Source organism: Pseudomonas sp. NPDC089422 (assembly GCF_044749405.1).
GTDB lineage: Bacteria > Pseudomonadota > Gammaproteobacteria > Pseudomonadales > Pseudomonadaceae > Aquipseudomonas.
This window is the reverse complement of the sequence record NZ_JBIVHW010000013.1, coordinates 1-13,973: the sequence shown is the minus strand read 5'-3', so window position 1 is coordinate 13,973 and position 13,973 is coordinate 1. Positions and strand designations below refer to the sequence as shown.

The following is a 13,973-nucleotide window of genomic DNA, read 5'->3' as shown; positions in this document are numbered from 1 at the left end:
CCGCTGCGCTTAGGCGCAGGCCGCGTCGAGGGCGGCATAGCGTTCGCAATGGAAGTCGCGATCACCCAGGCAGGCCTGGGCCACCCGCACCCGCTTCAGGTACAGGCCAACATCCAGCTCGTCGGTGACGCCAATGCCGCCATGCATCTGCACCGCTTCGTTGGCAACCTGCAGTGCGGTATCGCCGGCCTTCCACTTGGCCAGGCTGACCAGCCGCCCGCGCCGGGCGGCGTCCAGTTGCGGGTCATCGAGCGCCGAAAGGCCGGCCATCACTGCACTGCGCGCCAGGGCCAGCTGGGTGTACAGGTGCGCGGCGCGGTGCTGCAGGGCCTGGAACGAGCCGATCGGCACGTCGAACTGCACGCGCGTCTTGAGGTATTCCACGGTGGTCTCGAACAGCTGCTGCGCAGCGCCCAGCAACTCTGCGGCCAGGCAGGCCCGGCCGCGGTCGAGCACGGCGTCCAGCACCGCCCAGGCCGCCCCGGGTTCCCCGAGCAGCGCCTCGCGGCCCACCCGCACCTGGTCCAGGCGCAGGCGTCCGCTGTTGCGCGAGTCGATCAGTGGCAGCGCCGTGCATTGCACGCCCAGGGTGTCGGCCGGCACGAGGAACAGGCTGATGCCCTGCGCTTCGCCCGGCTGGCCGGCGGTACGCGCCGCCACCACGTAGGCATCGGCACCGACACCGTCGATGACCCAGAACTTTTCCCCGCTCAGGCGATAACCGTCGCCTTCGGCGAGCGCAGCCACAGCTACGTCGCTGGGGCGGTGGCGGGCGCCCTCGTCCAGCGCCAGGGCCAGGCGCCGCTCACCCTGGATCACCGCCTGCAGCCAGTCGCCCTGCTGCTGCGCCGAACCGGCCAGGGCCAGCAGCGAGCCGGCCAGGACCACGCTGGACAACAAGGGCGTCGCCGACAGGTGCTGGCCCTTGGCTTCGAAGATCGGCCCCAGGCCCATGCACCCGAAGTCCAGCCCACCGAGGTGCTCGGCAAACGGGATGGCGCTCCAACCCAGCTCGACCGCCTCGCGCCACAGCTGGCTGTCGAAGCCTTGCGCCACGCCCTGGTCACGCAGGCGCCGCTGCGCCGCCACCGGGCTGCGCGCGGCGAGAAAATCGCGGGCACTGTCGGCCAGCAGGCGTTGTTCTTCGTTGTAACGCAGGTTCATGCCGACACTCCTTTCTTGCCGTCGGGCAAACCAAGCACGCGCTTGGCGATGACATTGAGCTGCACTTCCGATGCGCCCCCGGAAATGGTCAGGGCATAGCTGTTGAGCCAGGCACGGGTCACCGCCAGCTCGCGCTCGCTGAAGCCCGGTGCCTGCCAGCCAAGGGCGTGGCCGCCCATGGCGTCGAGCAGCACTTCGAACTTGTCGCGCTCCTGCTCGGTGTGCAGCAGTTTCATGATCGCCATCAGGCCGCTGATGTCGTCGCCAGCACGCCCCTCCTCGGCCATGCGCTGCACCGTCAGGCCATAGGCATGCTCGTCCATGGCGTAGGCCACCGCCCGCGCCTGCAACGCCAGCTCACCCTGGCTGCGCGGCTGCGGCAGGTACTCGCGCAGCAGCGCCAGCAGGTCGAAGTGCGACGGCAGGCTGAACTCGCCGAACTTCGACATGGCCTTGCGCTCATGCTGCAGCAGGTACTTGCCGAGGTTCCAGCCGCTATTGAGCGGGCCGATCAGCTGACGCTTGGGCACCTTCACGCCATCGAAGAACACCTGGCAGAACGCCGACTTGCCACTGATCAGGTCGATCGGCACCGGCTTGACCCCGGGGCTGCGCATGTCCAGCACGATCAGGCTGATGCCTTCGTGCTTGGGCGCCTGGCTGTCGGTGCGCACCAGCGCGTACATCCAGTCGGACTTGTCACCGTAGGAGGTCCAGATCTTGCTGCCATCGACCACGAAGTGATCGCCGGCGTCACGGGCGGCCATCTTCAGGCTGGCCAGGTCGGAGCCGGCATTGGGTTCGGAGAAGCCCTGGCACCAGCGCACCTCGCCCCGCGCCATGGGCGGCAGCAGGCTGCGTTTCTGTTCTTCGCTGCCATAGGCCAGCAACACCGGCCCGAGCATCCAGATGCCCAGGTTGATCTGCGGCGGCCGGCACTTGAGGCGGCGCATCTCGCTTTCCAGCACCGCCAGCTGCTCGGCATCCAGCCCGGCACCGCCGTAGGCCTCGGGCCATTCGGGGCAGAACCAGCGCTTGTCGCGCATGCGCTCGAACCACAGGCGCGCATCGTCATTGGCGAACTGCGGCTGGCTGGCGCCCCAGACCACATCGCCTTCGCCCATGGCGGTGCGCATCGACTGCGGGCAGTTGGCTTCCAGCCAGGCACGGGTCTCGTGCCTGAATTGCTCTATCGTGCTCATCGGGTGCAACCCTCGGCCCAGGCCCCGGGCGCTGCCGGGGCGGGGCCTTTTGTTGTGGTTGGGGTGGCTCAGCGCTGGGTGCGCGGCATGCCCAGGCCGAACTGGGCGATCAGCTCGCGCTGGATTTCATTGGTGCCGCCGCCAAAGGTCACGGTGACCGAGGCGCGCAGTTCGTACTCCAGGTCACCGTGCAGCGCCGCCGCGGCCGAGCCGCCACGGACCACGCCATTGGCGCCGACGATGGCCGACAGCCGGCGCAGGATCTCGATCGCCGATTCCGAGCCGTACACCTTGGTGGTCGAGCTCAACGCCACGTCCATGTGCTCGCGCTCCAGGTTGGCGGCGATGCGCAGGTTGATCAGGCGCATCGCCTCCAGGCGCGCATAGCATTCGGCCAGCGAACTGCGCACCCAGGCCTTGTCCATCGCCCGCCGGCCCTGCTCATCGCGGGCCTTGGCCCACAGGTAGACCCGGCGGAACAGCCCGACGACCTTGTCCGACCACGAGCCCAGGCCCAGGCGCTCGTGGTTGAGCTGCGCGGTGATCAGCTTCCAGCCGCCGTGCAGCTCGCCGACCAGCATGTCCCGGGGCACCTGCACGTTGTCGTAGTAGGTGGCGGCCGTCGGGTTGCTGGTGGTCGGGATCACCGTGGTGGAAAAGCCTGGCAGGCGGGTGTCGAGGATCAGGATCGACACGCCCTTGTGCCGCGCCTGGCTCGGGTCGGTGCGTGCGGCCAGCCAGATGAAGTCCGCCGACTCGGCGCCCGAGGTCCACAGCTTGTTGCCGTTGACCACGAAGTGCTCGCCGTCCAGCCGGGCGCTGGTGCGCAGCACGGCCAGATCGCTGCCGGCATCGGGCTCGGAGTAGCCGATGGCGAACATGATTTCGCCGGCAGCGATCCCGGGCAGAAAGCGTTCCTTCTGCGCCGCGCTGCCGTGCTCCATCAACGCCGGGCCCACCGTGCTGATGGTCACGAACGGCAGCGGCGCGCCAGCGATGTTGGCCTCTTCGAAGAAAATCAGCTGCTCGGTGGCGGCGTAGCCCTGGCCGCCATGGGCCTTCGGCCAGCCCACCGCCAGCCAGCCGTCACGGCCCATCTGGCGCACGGTCTGGCGATACAGCTCGCCGCCCTCCTGGCCGCGCAGACGTTCGCGCAGCTCGGGGGTCATCAGCGCCTGGAAGTAGTCGCGCACCTGGCGGCGCAGCGCATGTTGCTCGGGGGTAAGATCGACGAACATGCTGTGCTCCTCAGGCCGTGCCCAGAATCAGGCCGCTGGTGGGCACGCCGGTGCCGGCGGTGACCAGCACGTTTTCCACGCCCGCCACCTGGTTGACCGCCGTGCCACGCACCTGGCGCACCGCCTCGGCGATGCCGTTCATGCCGTGGATGTAGGCCTCGCCCAGCTGCCCGCCGTGGGTGTTGATCGGCAGCTTGCCGCCGCGGGCATGGTGCCCGGCGCGGACAAACTCCTTGGCCTCGCCGCGCCGGGCAAAGCCGAATTCCTCCAGTTGCGGCAGCACGAACGGGGTGAAGTGGTCGTAGATCACCGCCGTCTGCAGCGCCTCGGGGCCGAGCCCGGACTGGCGGTACAGCTCCTTGGCGACCACGCCCATTTCCGGCAGGCCGGTGATGTCGTCGCGGTAGAACGAGGTCATGCTCTGCTGGCCCTGGGTGATGCCCTGGGAGCCGGCCTTGATGGTCACCGGTTTCTGCCGCAGGTCGCGGGCGCGCTCGGCCGAGGTGATGACCATGGCCACCGCGCCGTCGGACTCCTGGCAGCAGTCGAGCAGGTGCAGCGGTTCGCAGATCCAGCGCGAGGCCTGGTGCTCTTCGAGGGTGATCGGCTTGCCGTGGAAGAACGCCTTGGGGTTGGTCGCGGCAAAGTCCCGCGCCGCCACAGCCACCCGGCCGAAGTCTTCCGAGGTGGCGCCGTAGGTGTGCATGTAGCGCTGGGCAAACATGCCGACCCAGGCGGCCGGGGTGTGGAAGCCGTGGGGCATGTACCAGCCGTAGTTGACGTTGTCGAAGATCGGCGTGGCGGCAAAGCCGTAGCTGCCACTGCCGAAGCGGTACCAGGAGCGTTCATTCATGGCCCGGTACACCACCACCACCTTGGCCACCCCGGTGGCCACCGCCATGGCCGCGTGCATCACCGGCGCGCAGGCGGCGCCGCCTCCGTGGGGCACCTGGGAGAAGAACTTGACGTCCTTGCAACCCAGCAGGCGGGCGATTTCGTACTCCGGGACCTTGTCCACCGAATAGGAGCTGAAGCCCTCCACTTCCGAGGGATCGATGCCGGCGTCGCGCAGCGCCTCGAGGGTGGCTTCGAGGGCCAGGCGCAGTTCGGTGCGCCCGGAGTTCTTGGAAAACTCGGTGGCGCCAAGGCCGACGATTGCGGCGCGCCCTGAAATCGAAAGGTTGCTCATGCTGCCTCCGCTGATCATGGCAGCACCAGCGCGACCGTGCCGGTCACGTGGTTGCCCATTGAGTTCTTGCCGCTCAGGGTCACTTCCACCGTGCGGGTTTCGGGGTCACAACTGGTCACGCTGCCGCTGAAGGTCATGCAGTCGCCGGGGTAGTTGGGCACGCCCAGCTTGATCTTCAGCGCGGTGAAGCGCGCCAGCGGGCCGGCCCAGCCTTCGACGAAGCGCTGCACCAGGCCGTTGGTGGTGAGGATGTTCATGAACACGTGGGGCGAACCCAGTTCACGGGCGGCATCCAGGTCGTGGTGGCCGGGGAAATAGTCGCGCGTGGCGATCGCACCGCCGGCGATCAGCGCCACCGTGATCGGCACCTGCAGCGCTGGCAGGGTTTCGCCGGGGCGCACATCGTCAAAGCGCTTGGTGTTCTTCGAGGTCATATTTCCATCCCAGCTTGTCGTTGTCGCTCAGCCAGTCGCCGAGCCGTTCCAGGCAGGCCGCCGAACCACCCAGGGCAATGCCCAGGGCGCGGCTCCAGTAGAGGTAGCGGTGAATCGGGTAGGTCAGGTCGACACCAATGCCGCCGTGCGCGTGCTGGGCAACATGGCCGATGCGGTGGCCGGCTTCGCAGGCCAGGTAGGCGGTGGCCTGGGCCTCGGACGGTGCCGGCAGGCCAGCGTCCAGCCGGTAGCACAGCTGCCAGAGGGCGCTGCGCAGGGCCTCCAGGGCGATGTGCGCATCGGCCATGCTCATCTGCACCGCCTGGAAGCTGCCGATGCGCCGGTCGAACTGCTGGCGCTCGCCCACATAGGCCACGGTGCGCTGGATGTGCTCGGCACTGACCCCAAGCTGCAGCGCCGCCAGGGCGGCGATCGCGCGGGGTTCGAGCCAGGCCAGTGCGGCGGTGGGCAGCACGCGGTCGGCGCTGACCCGCAGGCCCTCAATGTGCAGGTCGGTGATTGCTTCGCCGTGGGTCAGCACCCCCGGCACACGGCGGATGGCCGGGTTGTCGAGGTCGAGCAGCAGCAGCCGTGGCTGGCCGTCGGCAAGCACCGGCAACAACGCCGCGTGGGCTTGCCCACCCAGGGCCAGTGCGGCCACCTGCCCGCACACCTGCCAGCCCTCGGCACAGGCCGTGGCCTGCAAGACGATGCCGCCGGCGGCATACAGGCCGTCCAGCGACAGGCTCAACATCCGCTCACCCGCCGCCGCGCTGGCTGCCAGCTGCGCCAGGTCGCCCAGGCCGAAGGCGGCCAGGGTCGCGGCCGCCAGCTGGTGCCGCCACAGCGGTACCTGGCCAAGGCTGCGCCCCTGGGCCTGCAACACCAGCATCAGCTCGGTCATGCCCAGGCCGCTGCCGCCCTGCTGTTCCGGGATGGCCAGGGCGTGCAGGCCGGTTTCCTGGCACAGCGCCCAGAGCGGCGCCATCAGCGGTTCGCCGCTGGCATCCCAGTGGCGCAGCGCATCGTCATGGCAGTGGTCGCTGAACAGGCTCTCGGCCATCTGCTCGATGGCGCGCTGGTCTTCGCTCAATTGAAAGTCCATGGGCGCCCTCCTATTCGGCCACTGGCCGGAACAGCGGCAAGGTCTGCTGCTCGTCGAAAGTGTGGAACTCGACCTGCAGGCGCTGGCCGATCTGCAGTTGCTCGCGCTGTACGCCGATCAGCCCGGCGACCAGGCGTACGCCCTCGTCCAGCTCGATCAGGCCGATCGGGTTGGGGTGGTCGAATGGCGGCACTTCGGGGTAATGCATGACCACGAAGGAATACAGGCTGCCGCGCCCGCTGGCCTGGACGCTGTCCCACTCGAAGCTGTGGCAGGCCATGCACACCGGTGCCGGTGGGTGGCGCAAGGTGGCGCAGGCGCTGCAGCGCTGGATCAGCAGGCGGCCTTCGGCGCAGCCTTCCCAGAAGAACCGGGTGTCGTCGCTCACTCCCGGCAGCGGGCGCTTGGCCTTGGCCGGTGCGGCCTCGGGCTTGGCGGCAGGTTGCGGGTTGGCCGGGCGGAACTTGAACACGCGGAACAGCAGCTCGCCCACCGGCTCGTCACCCTCGGGCTTTTCGACGAAGTGGCTCATCACCAGGGTGACGAAGAAGCCGGTGCCCAGGGTGGTGGTCTTCTCGTCCCCCACCGCGTCCAGGCGGGTGGTGTAGTACAGCCGCTCGCCCAACTGCACCGGGCGGGTGAAGCTCAGCTCGGAGTTCACCGCCACCACCGAGGCGTAGCCGTATTCCTCGATCAGCTTGAGCACTTCGTACGGGTTCTGCTCGGTGGAGCCCGGCGGGTAGTGGTTGGCGTGCAGCCCTTCCATGGTCCACACCTGGAGCATGGCCGGCGGGGCGACGATGGCCTGGTGCGGGCTGCTCTGGGCAAAGTCGGGGTCGCTGTAGAGCGGGTTGTCGACACCCATGATCTCGCACCATTGGCGGATCATCGGCGCATTCACCGCATCCCAGGCATACACCCGGCCATATTCGCGGCCCACGAGGGCGCGCACGCTGGATAGCAATTGTGGGTCAGCCAAAGTCGTCTCCTGCAACGTGAGGGCGGCGGACCGATGCGGCCGCCGCCAGGTGGTCGATCAAGTCGGTAGGGCCTGCGCCGCACTGAGAAACGCCGGGCGTTCGCCACCGCCGTGCAGCAGCAGGTTGCAACCGCTGGCATAGCTGGCCAGGGGTGAGGCGATGTACAGGCAGGCGTTGGCGATGTCGCTGGCAGCGGCCATGCGCCCGGCCGGAATGCCGGCGCTGACGGCGGCGATGCCGTGCTCGCTGCCGTAATGCAGGTGGGCCTGGTCGGTCAGCACCAGGCCGGGGCTGACCGCAACCACGCGCACTTTCGGCGCCCACTCCACGGCCAGCGATTGCACCAGCGCCAGCACCCCGGCCTTGGCCGCGCCGTAGGCGGCGGTACCGGGTGATGCACGCAGGGCGCTGATGCTGCCGATGAAGACGATGCAACCGCCCTGCGCCTGGGCCTGCATCAGGCGGTTGGCGTGCTGGGCGGCGTTGAGCGGTGCGATCAGGTTCAGCCGCAGCACGCCCTCGTGAAAGCGTGGCGAGGCGGTGGCGGCCACCGCCGACGGGCTGCCGCCAGCGTTGTTGACCAGCACGTCGAGGCGGCCGAAGTCACGCTCGACGGTGTCGAACAGCGCCTGCAGCGACTCGCCATCACGCACGTCGGCGGCGATGAACACTGCGCTGCGGCCCTCGGCGCTGGGCAGCTGTTCGGGCTGGCTGCGGGCGCAGACGATCACCTGCGCCCCGGCTGCGAGAAACCCTTCGGCGATACCGGCGCCGATCCCTTTGCTACCGCCGGTGACGAGCACCACCTTGCCGTTGTAATCAAACCTCATTGCCTGTTCCTCGTTCTGCCATGGCAACCGACTCTAGAGGCTCGATGACGGCCGTACTTCGTCTGAACGGACGATGAATGGGCCGGGGCACGGGGCAACACTGGCGGCCATCGCGCCCTGCACATGAGGAAATCCATGCCTGATTCAGCTGCTCCACCGGTCCTGCTCGAACGCCCGCTACCGGGCGTGGCGCTGCTGCGCCTGAACCGCCCGCACGCCACCAATGCCCTGAGCCTGGAGCTGCAAGGGTTGCTGTCGCGCCACTTCAGTGAATTGGGTGCAGACCCGGATGTGCGCTGCATCCTGCTGACCGGTGGTGACAAGGTGTTCGCCGCTGGCGGCGATATCGGCAGCATGGCCGGGGTCGGCCCGATCGATATCTACCAACGCCACACCGAGCGGGTCTGGGCGCCGATCCAGCACTGCCCGAAGCCGGTGATCGCGGCGGTCTGCGGTTACGCCTATGGCGGCGGCTGCGAACTGGCGATGCTTGCCGACCTGATCGTCGCCGGGCGCAGTGCGCGCTTCTGCCAACCGGAGATCCGCATCGGCATCATGCCCGGCATCGGCGGCACCCAGCGCCTGGTGCGCGCCGTGGGCAAGGCCAAGGCCATGCGCATGGCCCTGACCGGGCAGCCGATCAGTGCCGAAGAGGCCTGGGTGGCGGGGTTGGTCAGCGATCTGGTTGACGATGACCAGGTGCAGGGCCATGCGCTGGAGCTGGCGCGGGTGATTGCGGGGATGCCGGCGCTGGCGGCCGAGCAGATCAAGGAGGTGATCCTGGCGGGGATGGATGCGCCGCTGGACGCGGCCCTGGCGCTGGAGCGCAAGGCTAATGCGTTGTTGTTTGCTTCCAGGGACCAGAAGGAAGGGATGCAGGCGTTTATCGAGAAGCGGGCGGCGCGGTTTGAGGGGCACTGATTTGCATTCTTTGCCGGGGCTGCTGCGCAGCGGCCCCGAATGGTTCCTTCAGATCGACATCACCAACTGCCCGCTATCGATCCGCAACTCCACCCCATTCACCGCGCGCGCCTCATCACTGGCCAGGTACAACACACTGGCCGCCACATCCTCGGGCAGGCACATGCGGTTCATCGGGTCGCTCTCGATGGTCAACCGCGCCGGGTCGACACCTTCAGGAAAACCACCACGGGTCATGTCGGTCAGCACGCCATCCGGGTGCAGCGAGTTGCAGCGGATGCGATAACGCCGCCGCCGGCAGAACGCCGCCACCGAGCGGGTCAGTGCCGCCACCGCGCCTTTCGAGGCGCTGTAGGCCAGGAAATCGTCACGCCCGGCCAAGGCCGCCACCGACGACAGATTGATGATCGAGCCGCCCTGCTGTTTCATCAACGCGATACCTGCACGGCAGCCCAGGAACACACTGGCGGCATTCACCCGCATCAGCCGCTCCCAGTCGCGCAGTTCGGTGTCCTCGATGTTACCAGGCTGGAGCATGCCAGCATTGTTGAGCAGGATATCCAGCCGGCCATGGCGCTCGGCAATGACCGCCATCACCCGCTGCCACTGCGCTTCATCGCTCGCATCATGGACGATGAAGCTGGCCGCCGGGCCCAGCGCTTCGGCCAGGGCCAGCCCGGCCTGCTCATCGATATCGCTGATCAACACCTGGGCGCCCTGCTCTACCAGCAGCCGTGCACTCGCTGCGCCGATGCCTTTGGCGCCCCCGGTGACCAAGGCAACCTTTCCCTGCACTCGCCCGTTTCGTTCACTCATGACGCCACCTCGCAGTCCGTGTTCAAGCGTGCCCCGGCGACGGCGGCTCCGGCACGGCGACCGGAGAACACGCAATCGGCCAGGGACAGGCCGCTGATGTAAAGATGTGAAGGAATACCCAGCGCCGTGCGCCCGGCCGCGTAGAGCCCGGCGATTGCCTGCCCCTCCTGGTCCAGCACCGCACCGCTCTGCTCGTCCACGCGCAGGCCACCGAGGGTCAATGCCCCCAGCGGAAAGATCGGGTTACCCACCGAGATATCGCAGGCATGGAACGGCCCCTGCTCCAGCACCTGGCGCCCGCCCGCCGACTTGCCGAACGGGTCCGGCGCCTGGCCGCGGGCGGCAGCATTGTTGGCCAGCAACGCCTGGCGCAGGTTTTCCACGCGCATGCCGGTGGTTTGCGCCAGTGCCTGCAGGTCCTTGCCCTTGCGGGCGCCCAACAGCATCAGCACCAACGCCGGCAACGCCTGGAACCACCAGTAACCGCCAAACAACGCCTCGCGCAGGGCTTGCTTGCGCAGCGGCGCATCGAGCACCAGCCAGGCCTGGCCGCCCTGCTCTTCCATCAATGGCTGGCCGAGGGTGGCGCCGTACACCTCTTCGTTGCAGAAGCGCTCGCCGGCCCGGTTGACCACAATGCCCTTGTGCCAGCTGTACGGCGGGTTGATGAAGCGCCACGCCGAGACCCGCTGCAGGCGGTCGCTGGCCGCGCCGACGCTGAGGCCCAGGCGCAGGCCGCTGCCGTCGCAGCCGGTGGCGCCGACCTTGAAGTTGCGGCGGAAGGCTGGCGCATGGGCCTTGATCAGCTCGCGGTTGAAGATGAAGCCACCGGTGCTCAGGATCACGCCATTCACTGCCCGCACCAGCCAGGGCCTGGCGTGCTTGTGCTCGAGCGCGCTCAGCCGGCGGCGCAGGCGGTCGCAGTAGCCCGGCATGAAGTTCTGCAGGCGCTCGGCGCGGGCCGCCAGCCGCGCATGTTCGCGCGCCGCCTTGCTGCCCGGTGCCAGGCGCCACAGCTCGGCACCGATCACCCGCCCCTGCCCGTCGAGCACCAGGCGCCGGGCAGCCGACTGCGGCAACGGCCGCACGCCGGCGCGCAGGCAGGCCGCCTGCAAGTGGCTGTACAACACCGCGCCACACTGGCCGTTGCCGACCGTGCGGTGGCCGCGCGGCGCCGCCGGCTGCCGGCCGGCATAGGCCGGCACCAGTTCGTTGCCCGAGTAGTAGAGAAAGGCGCCGTCGGGCGGGTACGACGTCTTGCCGCCCGGTGGCATCTGATGGGCGAATGGCGCGCCGTGGCTTTCCAGCCATTGCAGGTTGGCGACGCTGTCGCGGCAGAAGCGCCACAGCGTGTCGTCGCTGACCACGCCCTGGGTTTCATGCCGCAGGTAGTCGAACATTGCCTCGGGGCTGTCATCGAAACCCGCCGCCTGCTGCTGCCGGGTACCACCGCCGGCATACACCACACCGCCACTGCGGGCACTGGCGCCGCCGCCGGTGAAGCGGTCGGCGACCAGCACATCGGCGCCCTCGGCGCTAGCCTGCAGCGCCGCGCAGGCCCCGGCGGCGCCCCAGCCGATCACCAGCACATCGCAATGTGCCTGCCACTGCAGCGCCGCCGCGTCGGCCACCTGCAACGGTTCGAGAATCGCGGTGACGGCGCTGCTCATGCCACCTCCCGGCGCGTGGCCGCCAGGTGGTTGGCGGCCACGTAGGCAAAGGTCATGGCCGGGCCCAGGGTGCCGCCAGCACCGGGGTAGCTGGTGCCCATCACCGAGGCCGAGCAGTTGCCGATGGCATACAGGCCGGCGATCACCGAGCCGTCTTCACGCAGCACCTGGGCCTGGGCATTGGTCAGCAGGCCGCCCTTGGTGCCGATGTCACCGGCATCCAGGCGCATGGCGTAGTACGGCCCCTTGCTCAGGGGTGCCAGGCACGGGTTGGGCTTGATGTTGCAGTCGCCGTAGTAACGGTCGAAGACGTTGCCGCCGCGGCCGAAGTCCAGGTCGACCCCGGTGCGCGCATAGTCGTTGACCTGGGCCACGGTGCCGGCCAAGCCCTGGGCGTCGATGCCGATCTTTCCGGCCAGGGCCTCCAGGCTGTCGGCCTTCCAGTACAAGGTGTCGCGCCACTCCGGGCGCAGGCGGCTGTCGGGCATGACCTGGGCCGGCATCAACGGGCCCATGGCGTAGTTGAAGCGGAAGTGCCCATCGAAGATCACCCAGGCCGGCACCGAGCCACCGCCAGTGCGGGCGTTGTCGCGGTGCATGGCGTCGACGAATTCCAGGTACGGTGCGGCTTCGTTGACGAAGCGCCGGCCCTCGCCATTGACCACGATGGCACCGGGGAAGGCGCGCTCGGCGAAGATGCCACGGGGTTTGTCTTCACCGGGCACGGCGATGGTCGGCGCCCACCAGGCCCAATCCATCAGCGCGGTGGCCGCGCCCTGGGCCAGGCCGGCCTGCAACGCGGCGCCGGTGTTGTTGCCCGGTGGCGTGGCGCTCCAGGCCATACGCGTCGGCTTGGGCAGGTACTGTTCACGCAACGCCTGGTTCTGCTCGAAGCCGCCAGACGCCAGGATCACCCCATGGCGGGCCTTCAGCGCGAGTTCGCGGCCCTCGCGGTAGATGCGCACGCCGCAGACCCGGCCCTGCTCGACGATCAGTTCACGGAAGTCGCTGTTCAGCCACAGCGGCACGTTGCGGTCCATCAACGAGCGGCGCAGCGAACACACCAACGAGCTGCCCAGCGCCGCACGGCGGTCGAAGCGGCTTTTGCGGCGCCACTTGAAGTCGAGCTTGTAGCGCAGCATCAGCCGCAAGATCAGCAGGCGCCAGCCAAAGCCGCGGGCCATGGCCTTGTGCGCATCCCGTGCGGTCCAGGCGATACGGCCCATCAGCAGGGTCGAGGGTGACGGCTTGCGCAGGTTGTCGAGCTCGGCGCCGAGCAGGCTGCTGTCGAACAGCTCCGGGTCGAGGGTGCGCCCGCCGGGCAAGGCGCCGGGCAGGTGCGGGTAGTAATCCGGGTATTTGGCCGCCACCGCATAGCGCACGCGGCTGCAGCGGGTGAGCGCCTCGATCATCTTCGGCGCGTTGTCCAGGTAGGCCTCAAGGCGGGCCGGGTCGACCTGGCCTGCGGCCGCGGCATCGAGGTAGCGGCGCGCCTGCTCGAGGCTGTCGTTGCCGCCCTGGCGGGCGAAGTAGTGGTTGTTGGGGATCCAGATGCCGCCCCCGGAAATGGCCGAGGTGCCGCCGAACTTGTCGCTCTTTTCCAGAACCAGCACGCTGAAGCCCTGGTCGGCAAGGAACACCGCCGAGGTCATCGCGCCGGCCCCCGAGCCGACCACTATCACGTCGTACTGGGTTTGAGACTGATCTTGAGCCGTCATTGTTGTTGTGCCATTCGCTAAGGTCAGGGAAGAGCCGCCAGCACCCTCGCGGTGCGGCTGGCGGCGTGCATCCCATGATCGGCGCTGGCTGACGGGCACTCATCGTCAAAGCGGACTAGTGCGGTATTTCATGATTACGGGTGAAAGTACTGGCCAAGCCCTCGCGCCTTAAACGCGGTTGGCAAGCATGTCGTTGGAATTCTTGAGCCATCGAAACGGTCGTTATATCAATGAACACCACCCGGGAGCATAGACAGCGTGTCTCATGCTCCCAGGCCTGGTTTACGACTCAACGTCTAGAAAGTGCTTCGAAAACATTCGAGGGAACTTCAGCGTATTTCGAGAATTCCATGGAGTAGTGCGCGCGACCCTGAGATATGGAACGAACGTCGGATGCGTATCCGAATAACTCTCCGAGCGGGACTTCAGCACTGATAATTTTTCCAGAAACCGAATCCTCCATACCCTTTATCAGACCACGACGATTGTTCAGGTCACCCATGACCTCACCCAGATAGTCTTCCGGGGTTACAACTTCGACCTTCATGATCGGCTCAAGCACCACGCCACCGCCCTTCTGGGCCAGTTGCTTGGTGGCCATCGAAGCAGCCATCTTGAACGCCATTTCGTTGGAGTCGACGTCGTGGTACGAACCGTCGAATACCGTAGCCTTCAGGCCGAGCAGCGGATAGCCGGCAACAACGCC

Annotated in this window: 12 protein-coding genes and 1 pseudogene; 1 reads left to right on the top strand and 12 read right to left on the bottom strand. The window is 67.9% G+C overall.

Translation table 11 applies throughout. The features are described from left to right. Positions 1-9: 9 nt before the first annotated feature. From ACIPZ8_RS22400 to ACIPZ8_RS22365, 8 genes are all read right to left on the bottom strand, one after another. Entirely contained in the window at positions 10-1,164 is a 1,155-nt protein-coding gene (locus ACIPZ8_RS22400) for an acyl-CoA dehydrogenase family protein (RefSeq protein WP_400727660.1), read from the bottom strand. Continuing rightward, complete coding sequence (locus ACIPZ8_RS22395; RefSeq protein ID WP_400727657.1) at positions 1,161-2,366, bottom strand: acyl-CoA dehydrogenase family protein; 1,206 nt, start codon at positions 2,364-2,366, stop codon at positions 1,161-1,163. The genes ACIPZ8_RS22400 and ACIPZ8_RS22395 overlap by 4 nt, the downstream gene beginning before the upstream one ends. A gap of 68 nt (positions 2,367-2,434) precedes the next feature. Next, positions 2,435-3,604, bottom strand: coding sequence for an acyl-CoA dehydrogenase family protein (locus ACIPZ8_RS22390; protein ID WP_400727654.1), 1,170 nt, complete (start codon positions 3,602-3,604; stop codon positions 2,435-2,437). Positions 3,605-3,614: 10 nt separating this feature from the next. Further along, entirely contained in the window at positions 3,615-4,793 is a 1,179-nt protein-coding gene (locus ACIPZ8_RS22385; protein ID WP_400727651.1) for a lipid-transfer protein, read from the bottom strand. A gap of 14 nt (positions 4,794-4,807) precedes the next feature. Continuing rightward, the gene (locus tag ACIPZ8_RS22380) at positions 4,808-5,227 is read right to left on the bottom strand and encodes a MaoC family dehydratase (protein ID WP_400727648.1); all 420 of its coding nucleotides are present in this window, start codon (positions 5,225-5,227) and stop codon (positions 4,808-4,810) included. Then, positions 5,199-6,332, bottom strand: coding sequence for an acyl-CoA dehydrogenase family protein (locus ACIPZ8_RS22375; RefSeq protein ID WP_400727645.1), 1,134 nt, complete (start codon positions 6,330-6,332; stop codon positions 5,199-5,201). The genes ACIPZ8_RS22380 and ACIPZ8_RS22375 overlap by 29 nt, the downstream gene beginning before the upstream one ends. Before the next feature lie 10 nt (positions 6,333-6,342). After that, on the bottom strand, positions 6,343-7,311 hold the full coding sequence (locus ACIPZ8_RS22370) for a bifunctional MaoC family dehydratase N-terminal/OB-fold nucleic acid binding domain-containing protein (RefSeq protein ID WP_400727642.1): 969 nt from the start codon (positions 7,309-7,311) through the stop codon (positions 6,343-6,345). 57 nt (positions 7,312-7,368) lie between these two features. After that, positions 7,369-8,142: an SDR family oxidoreductase gene (locus ACIPZ8_RS22365; protein ID WP_400727639.1), complete on the bottom strand. Its 774-nt coding sequence runs from the start codon at positions 8,140-8,142 to the stop codon at positions 7,369-7,371. A 135-nt stretch (positions 8,143-8,277) separates the two neighbouring features. Here ACIPZ8_RS22365 and ACIPZ8_RS22360 point away from each other — a divergent pair, with 135 nt between their 5' ends. Beyond that, positions 8,278-9,063: an enoyl-CoA hydratase gene (locus ACIPZ8_RS22360; RefSeq protein ID WP_400727636.1), complete on the top strand. Its 786-nt coding sequence runs from the start codon at positions 8,278-8,280 to the stop codon at positions 9,061-9,063. Positions 9,064-9,111: 48 nt separating this feature from the next. Here the strand turns inward: ACIPZ8_RS22360 and ACIPZ8_RS22355 are convergent, their stop codons facing one another. The 4 genes and pseudogenes from ACIPZ8_RS22355 to fusA all read right to left on the bottom strand — a co-directional run. Beyond that, complete coding sequence (locus tag ACIPZ8_RS22355) at positions 9,112-9,879, bottom strand: SDR family oxidoreductase (protein WP_400727633.1); 768 nt, start codon at positions 9,877-9,879, stop codon at positions 9,112-9,114. After that, entirely contained in the window at positions 9,876-11,549 is a 1,674-nt protein-coding gene (locus ACIPZ8_RS22350; protein ID WP_400727631.1) for an FAD-binding protein, read from the bottom strand. The genes ACIPZ8_RS22355 and ACIPZ8_RS22350 overlap by 4 nt, the downstream gene beginning before the upstream one ends. After that, a complete protein-coding gene (locus ACIPZ8_RS22345; RefSeq protein WP_400727628.1) occupies positions 11,546-13,267 on the bottom strand; it encodes an FAD-binding protein in 1,722 nt (573 codons plus the stop codon). Before ACIPZ8_RS22345 ends, ACIPZ8_RS22350 begins: the two co-directional genes overlap by 4 nt. A gap of 289 nt (positions 13,268-13,556) precedes the next feature. Then, positions 13,557-13,973, bottom strand: a pseudogene (gene fusA / locus ACIPZ8_RS22340) (elongation factor G); the annotation flags it as partial.

What these genes read in the sequence shown, in the direction of transcription:
- ACIPZ8_RS22400 (WP_400727660.1), bottom strand. Translation starts at nt 1,164, where the DNA reads ATGAACCTGCGTTACAACGAAGAACAACGCCTGCTGGCCGACAGTGCC.
- ACIPZ8_RS22395 (WP_400727657.1), bottom strand. Translation starts at nt 2,366, where the DNA reads ATGAGCACGATAGAGCAATTCAGGCACGAGACCCGTGCCTGGCTGGAA.
- ACIPZ8_RS22390 (WP_400727654.1), bottom strand. Translation starts at nt 3,604, where the DNA reads ATGTTCGTCGATCTTACCCCCGAGCAACATGCGCTGCGCCGCCAGGTG.
- ACIPZ8_RS22385 (WP_400727651.1), bottom strand. Translation starts at nt 4,793, where the DNA reads ATGAGCAACCTTTCGATTTCAGGGCGCGCCGCAATCGTCGGCCTTGGC.
- ACIPZ8_RS22380 (WP_400727648.1), bottom strand. Translation starts at nt 5,227, where the DNA reads ATGACCTCGAAGAACACCAAGCGCTTTGACGATGTGCGCCCCGGCGAA.
- ACIPZ8_RS22375 (WP_400727645.1), bottom strand. Translation starts at nt 6,332, where the DNA reads ATGGACTTTCAATTGAGCGAAGACCAGCGCGCCATCGAGCAGATGGCC.
- ACIPZ8_RS22365 (WP_400727639.1), bottom strand. Translation starts at nt 8,142, where the DNA reads ATGAGGTTTGATTACAACGGCAAGGTGGTGCTCGTCACCGGCGGTAGC.
- ACIPZ8_RS22360 (WP_400727636.1), top strand. Translation starts at nt 8,278, where the DNA reads ATGCCTGATTCAGCTGCTCCACCGGTCCTGCTCGAACGCCCGCTACCG.
- ACIPZ8_RS22355 (WP_400727633.1), bottom strand. Translation starts at nt 9,879, where the DNA reads ATGAGTGAACGAAACGGGCGAGTGCAGGGAAAGGTTGCCTTGGTCACC.
- ACIPZ8_RS22350 (WP_400727631.1), bottom strand. Translation starts at nt 11,549, where the DNA reads ATGAGCAGCGCCGTCACCGCGATTCTCGAACCGTTGCAGGTGGCCGAC.
- ACIPZ8_RS22345 (WP_400727628.1), bottom strand. Translation starts at nt 13,267, where the DNA reads ATGACGGCTCAAGATCAGTCTCAAACCCAGTACGACGTGATAGTGGTC.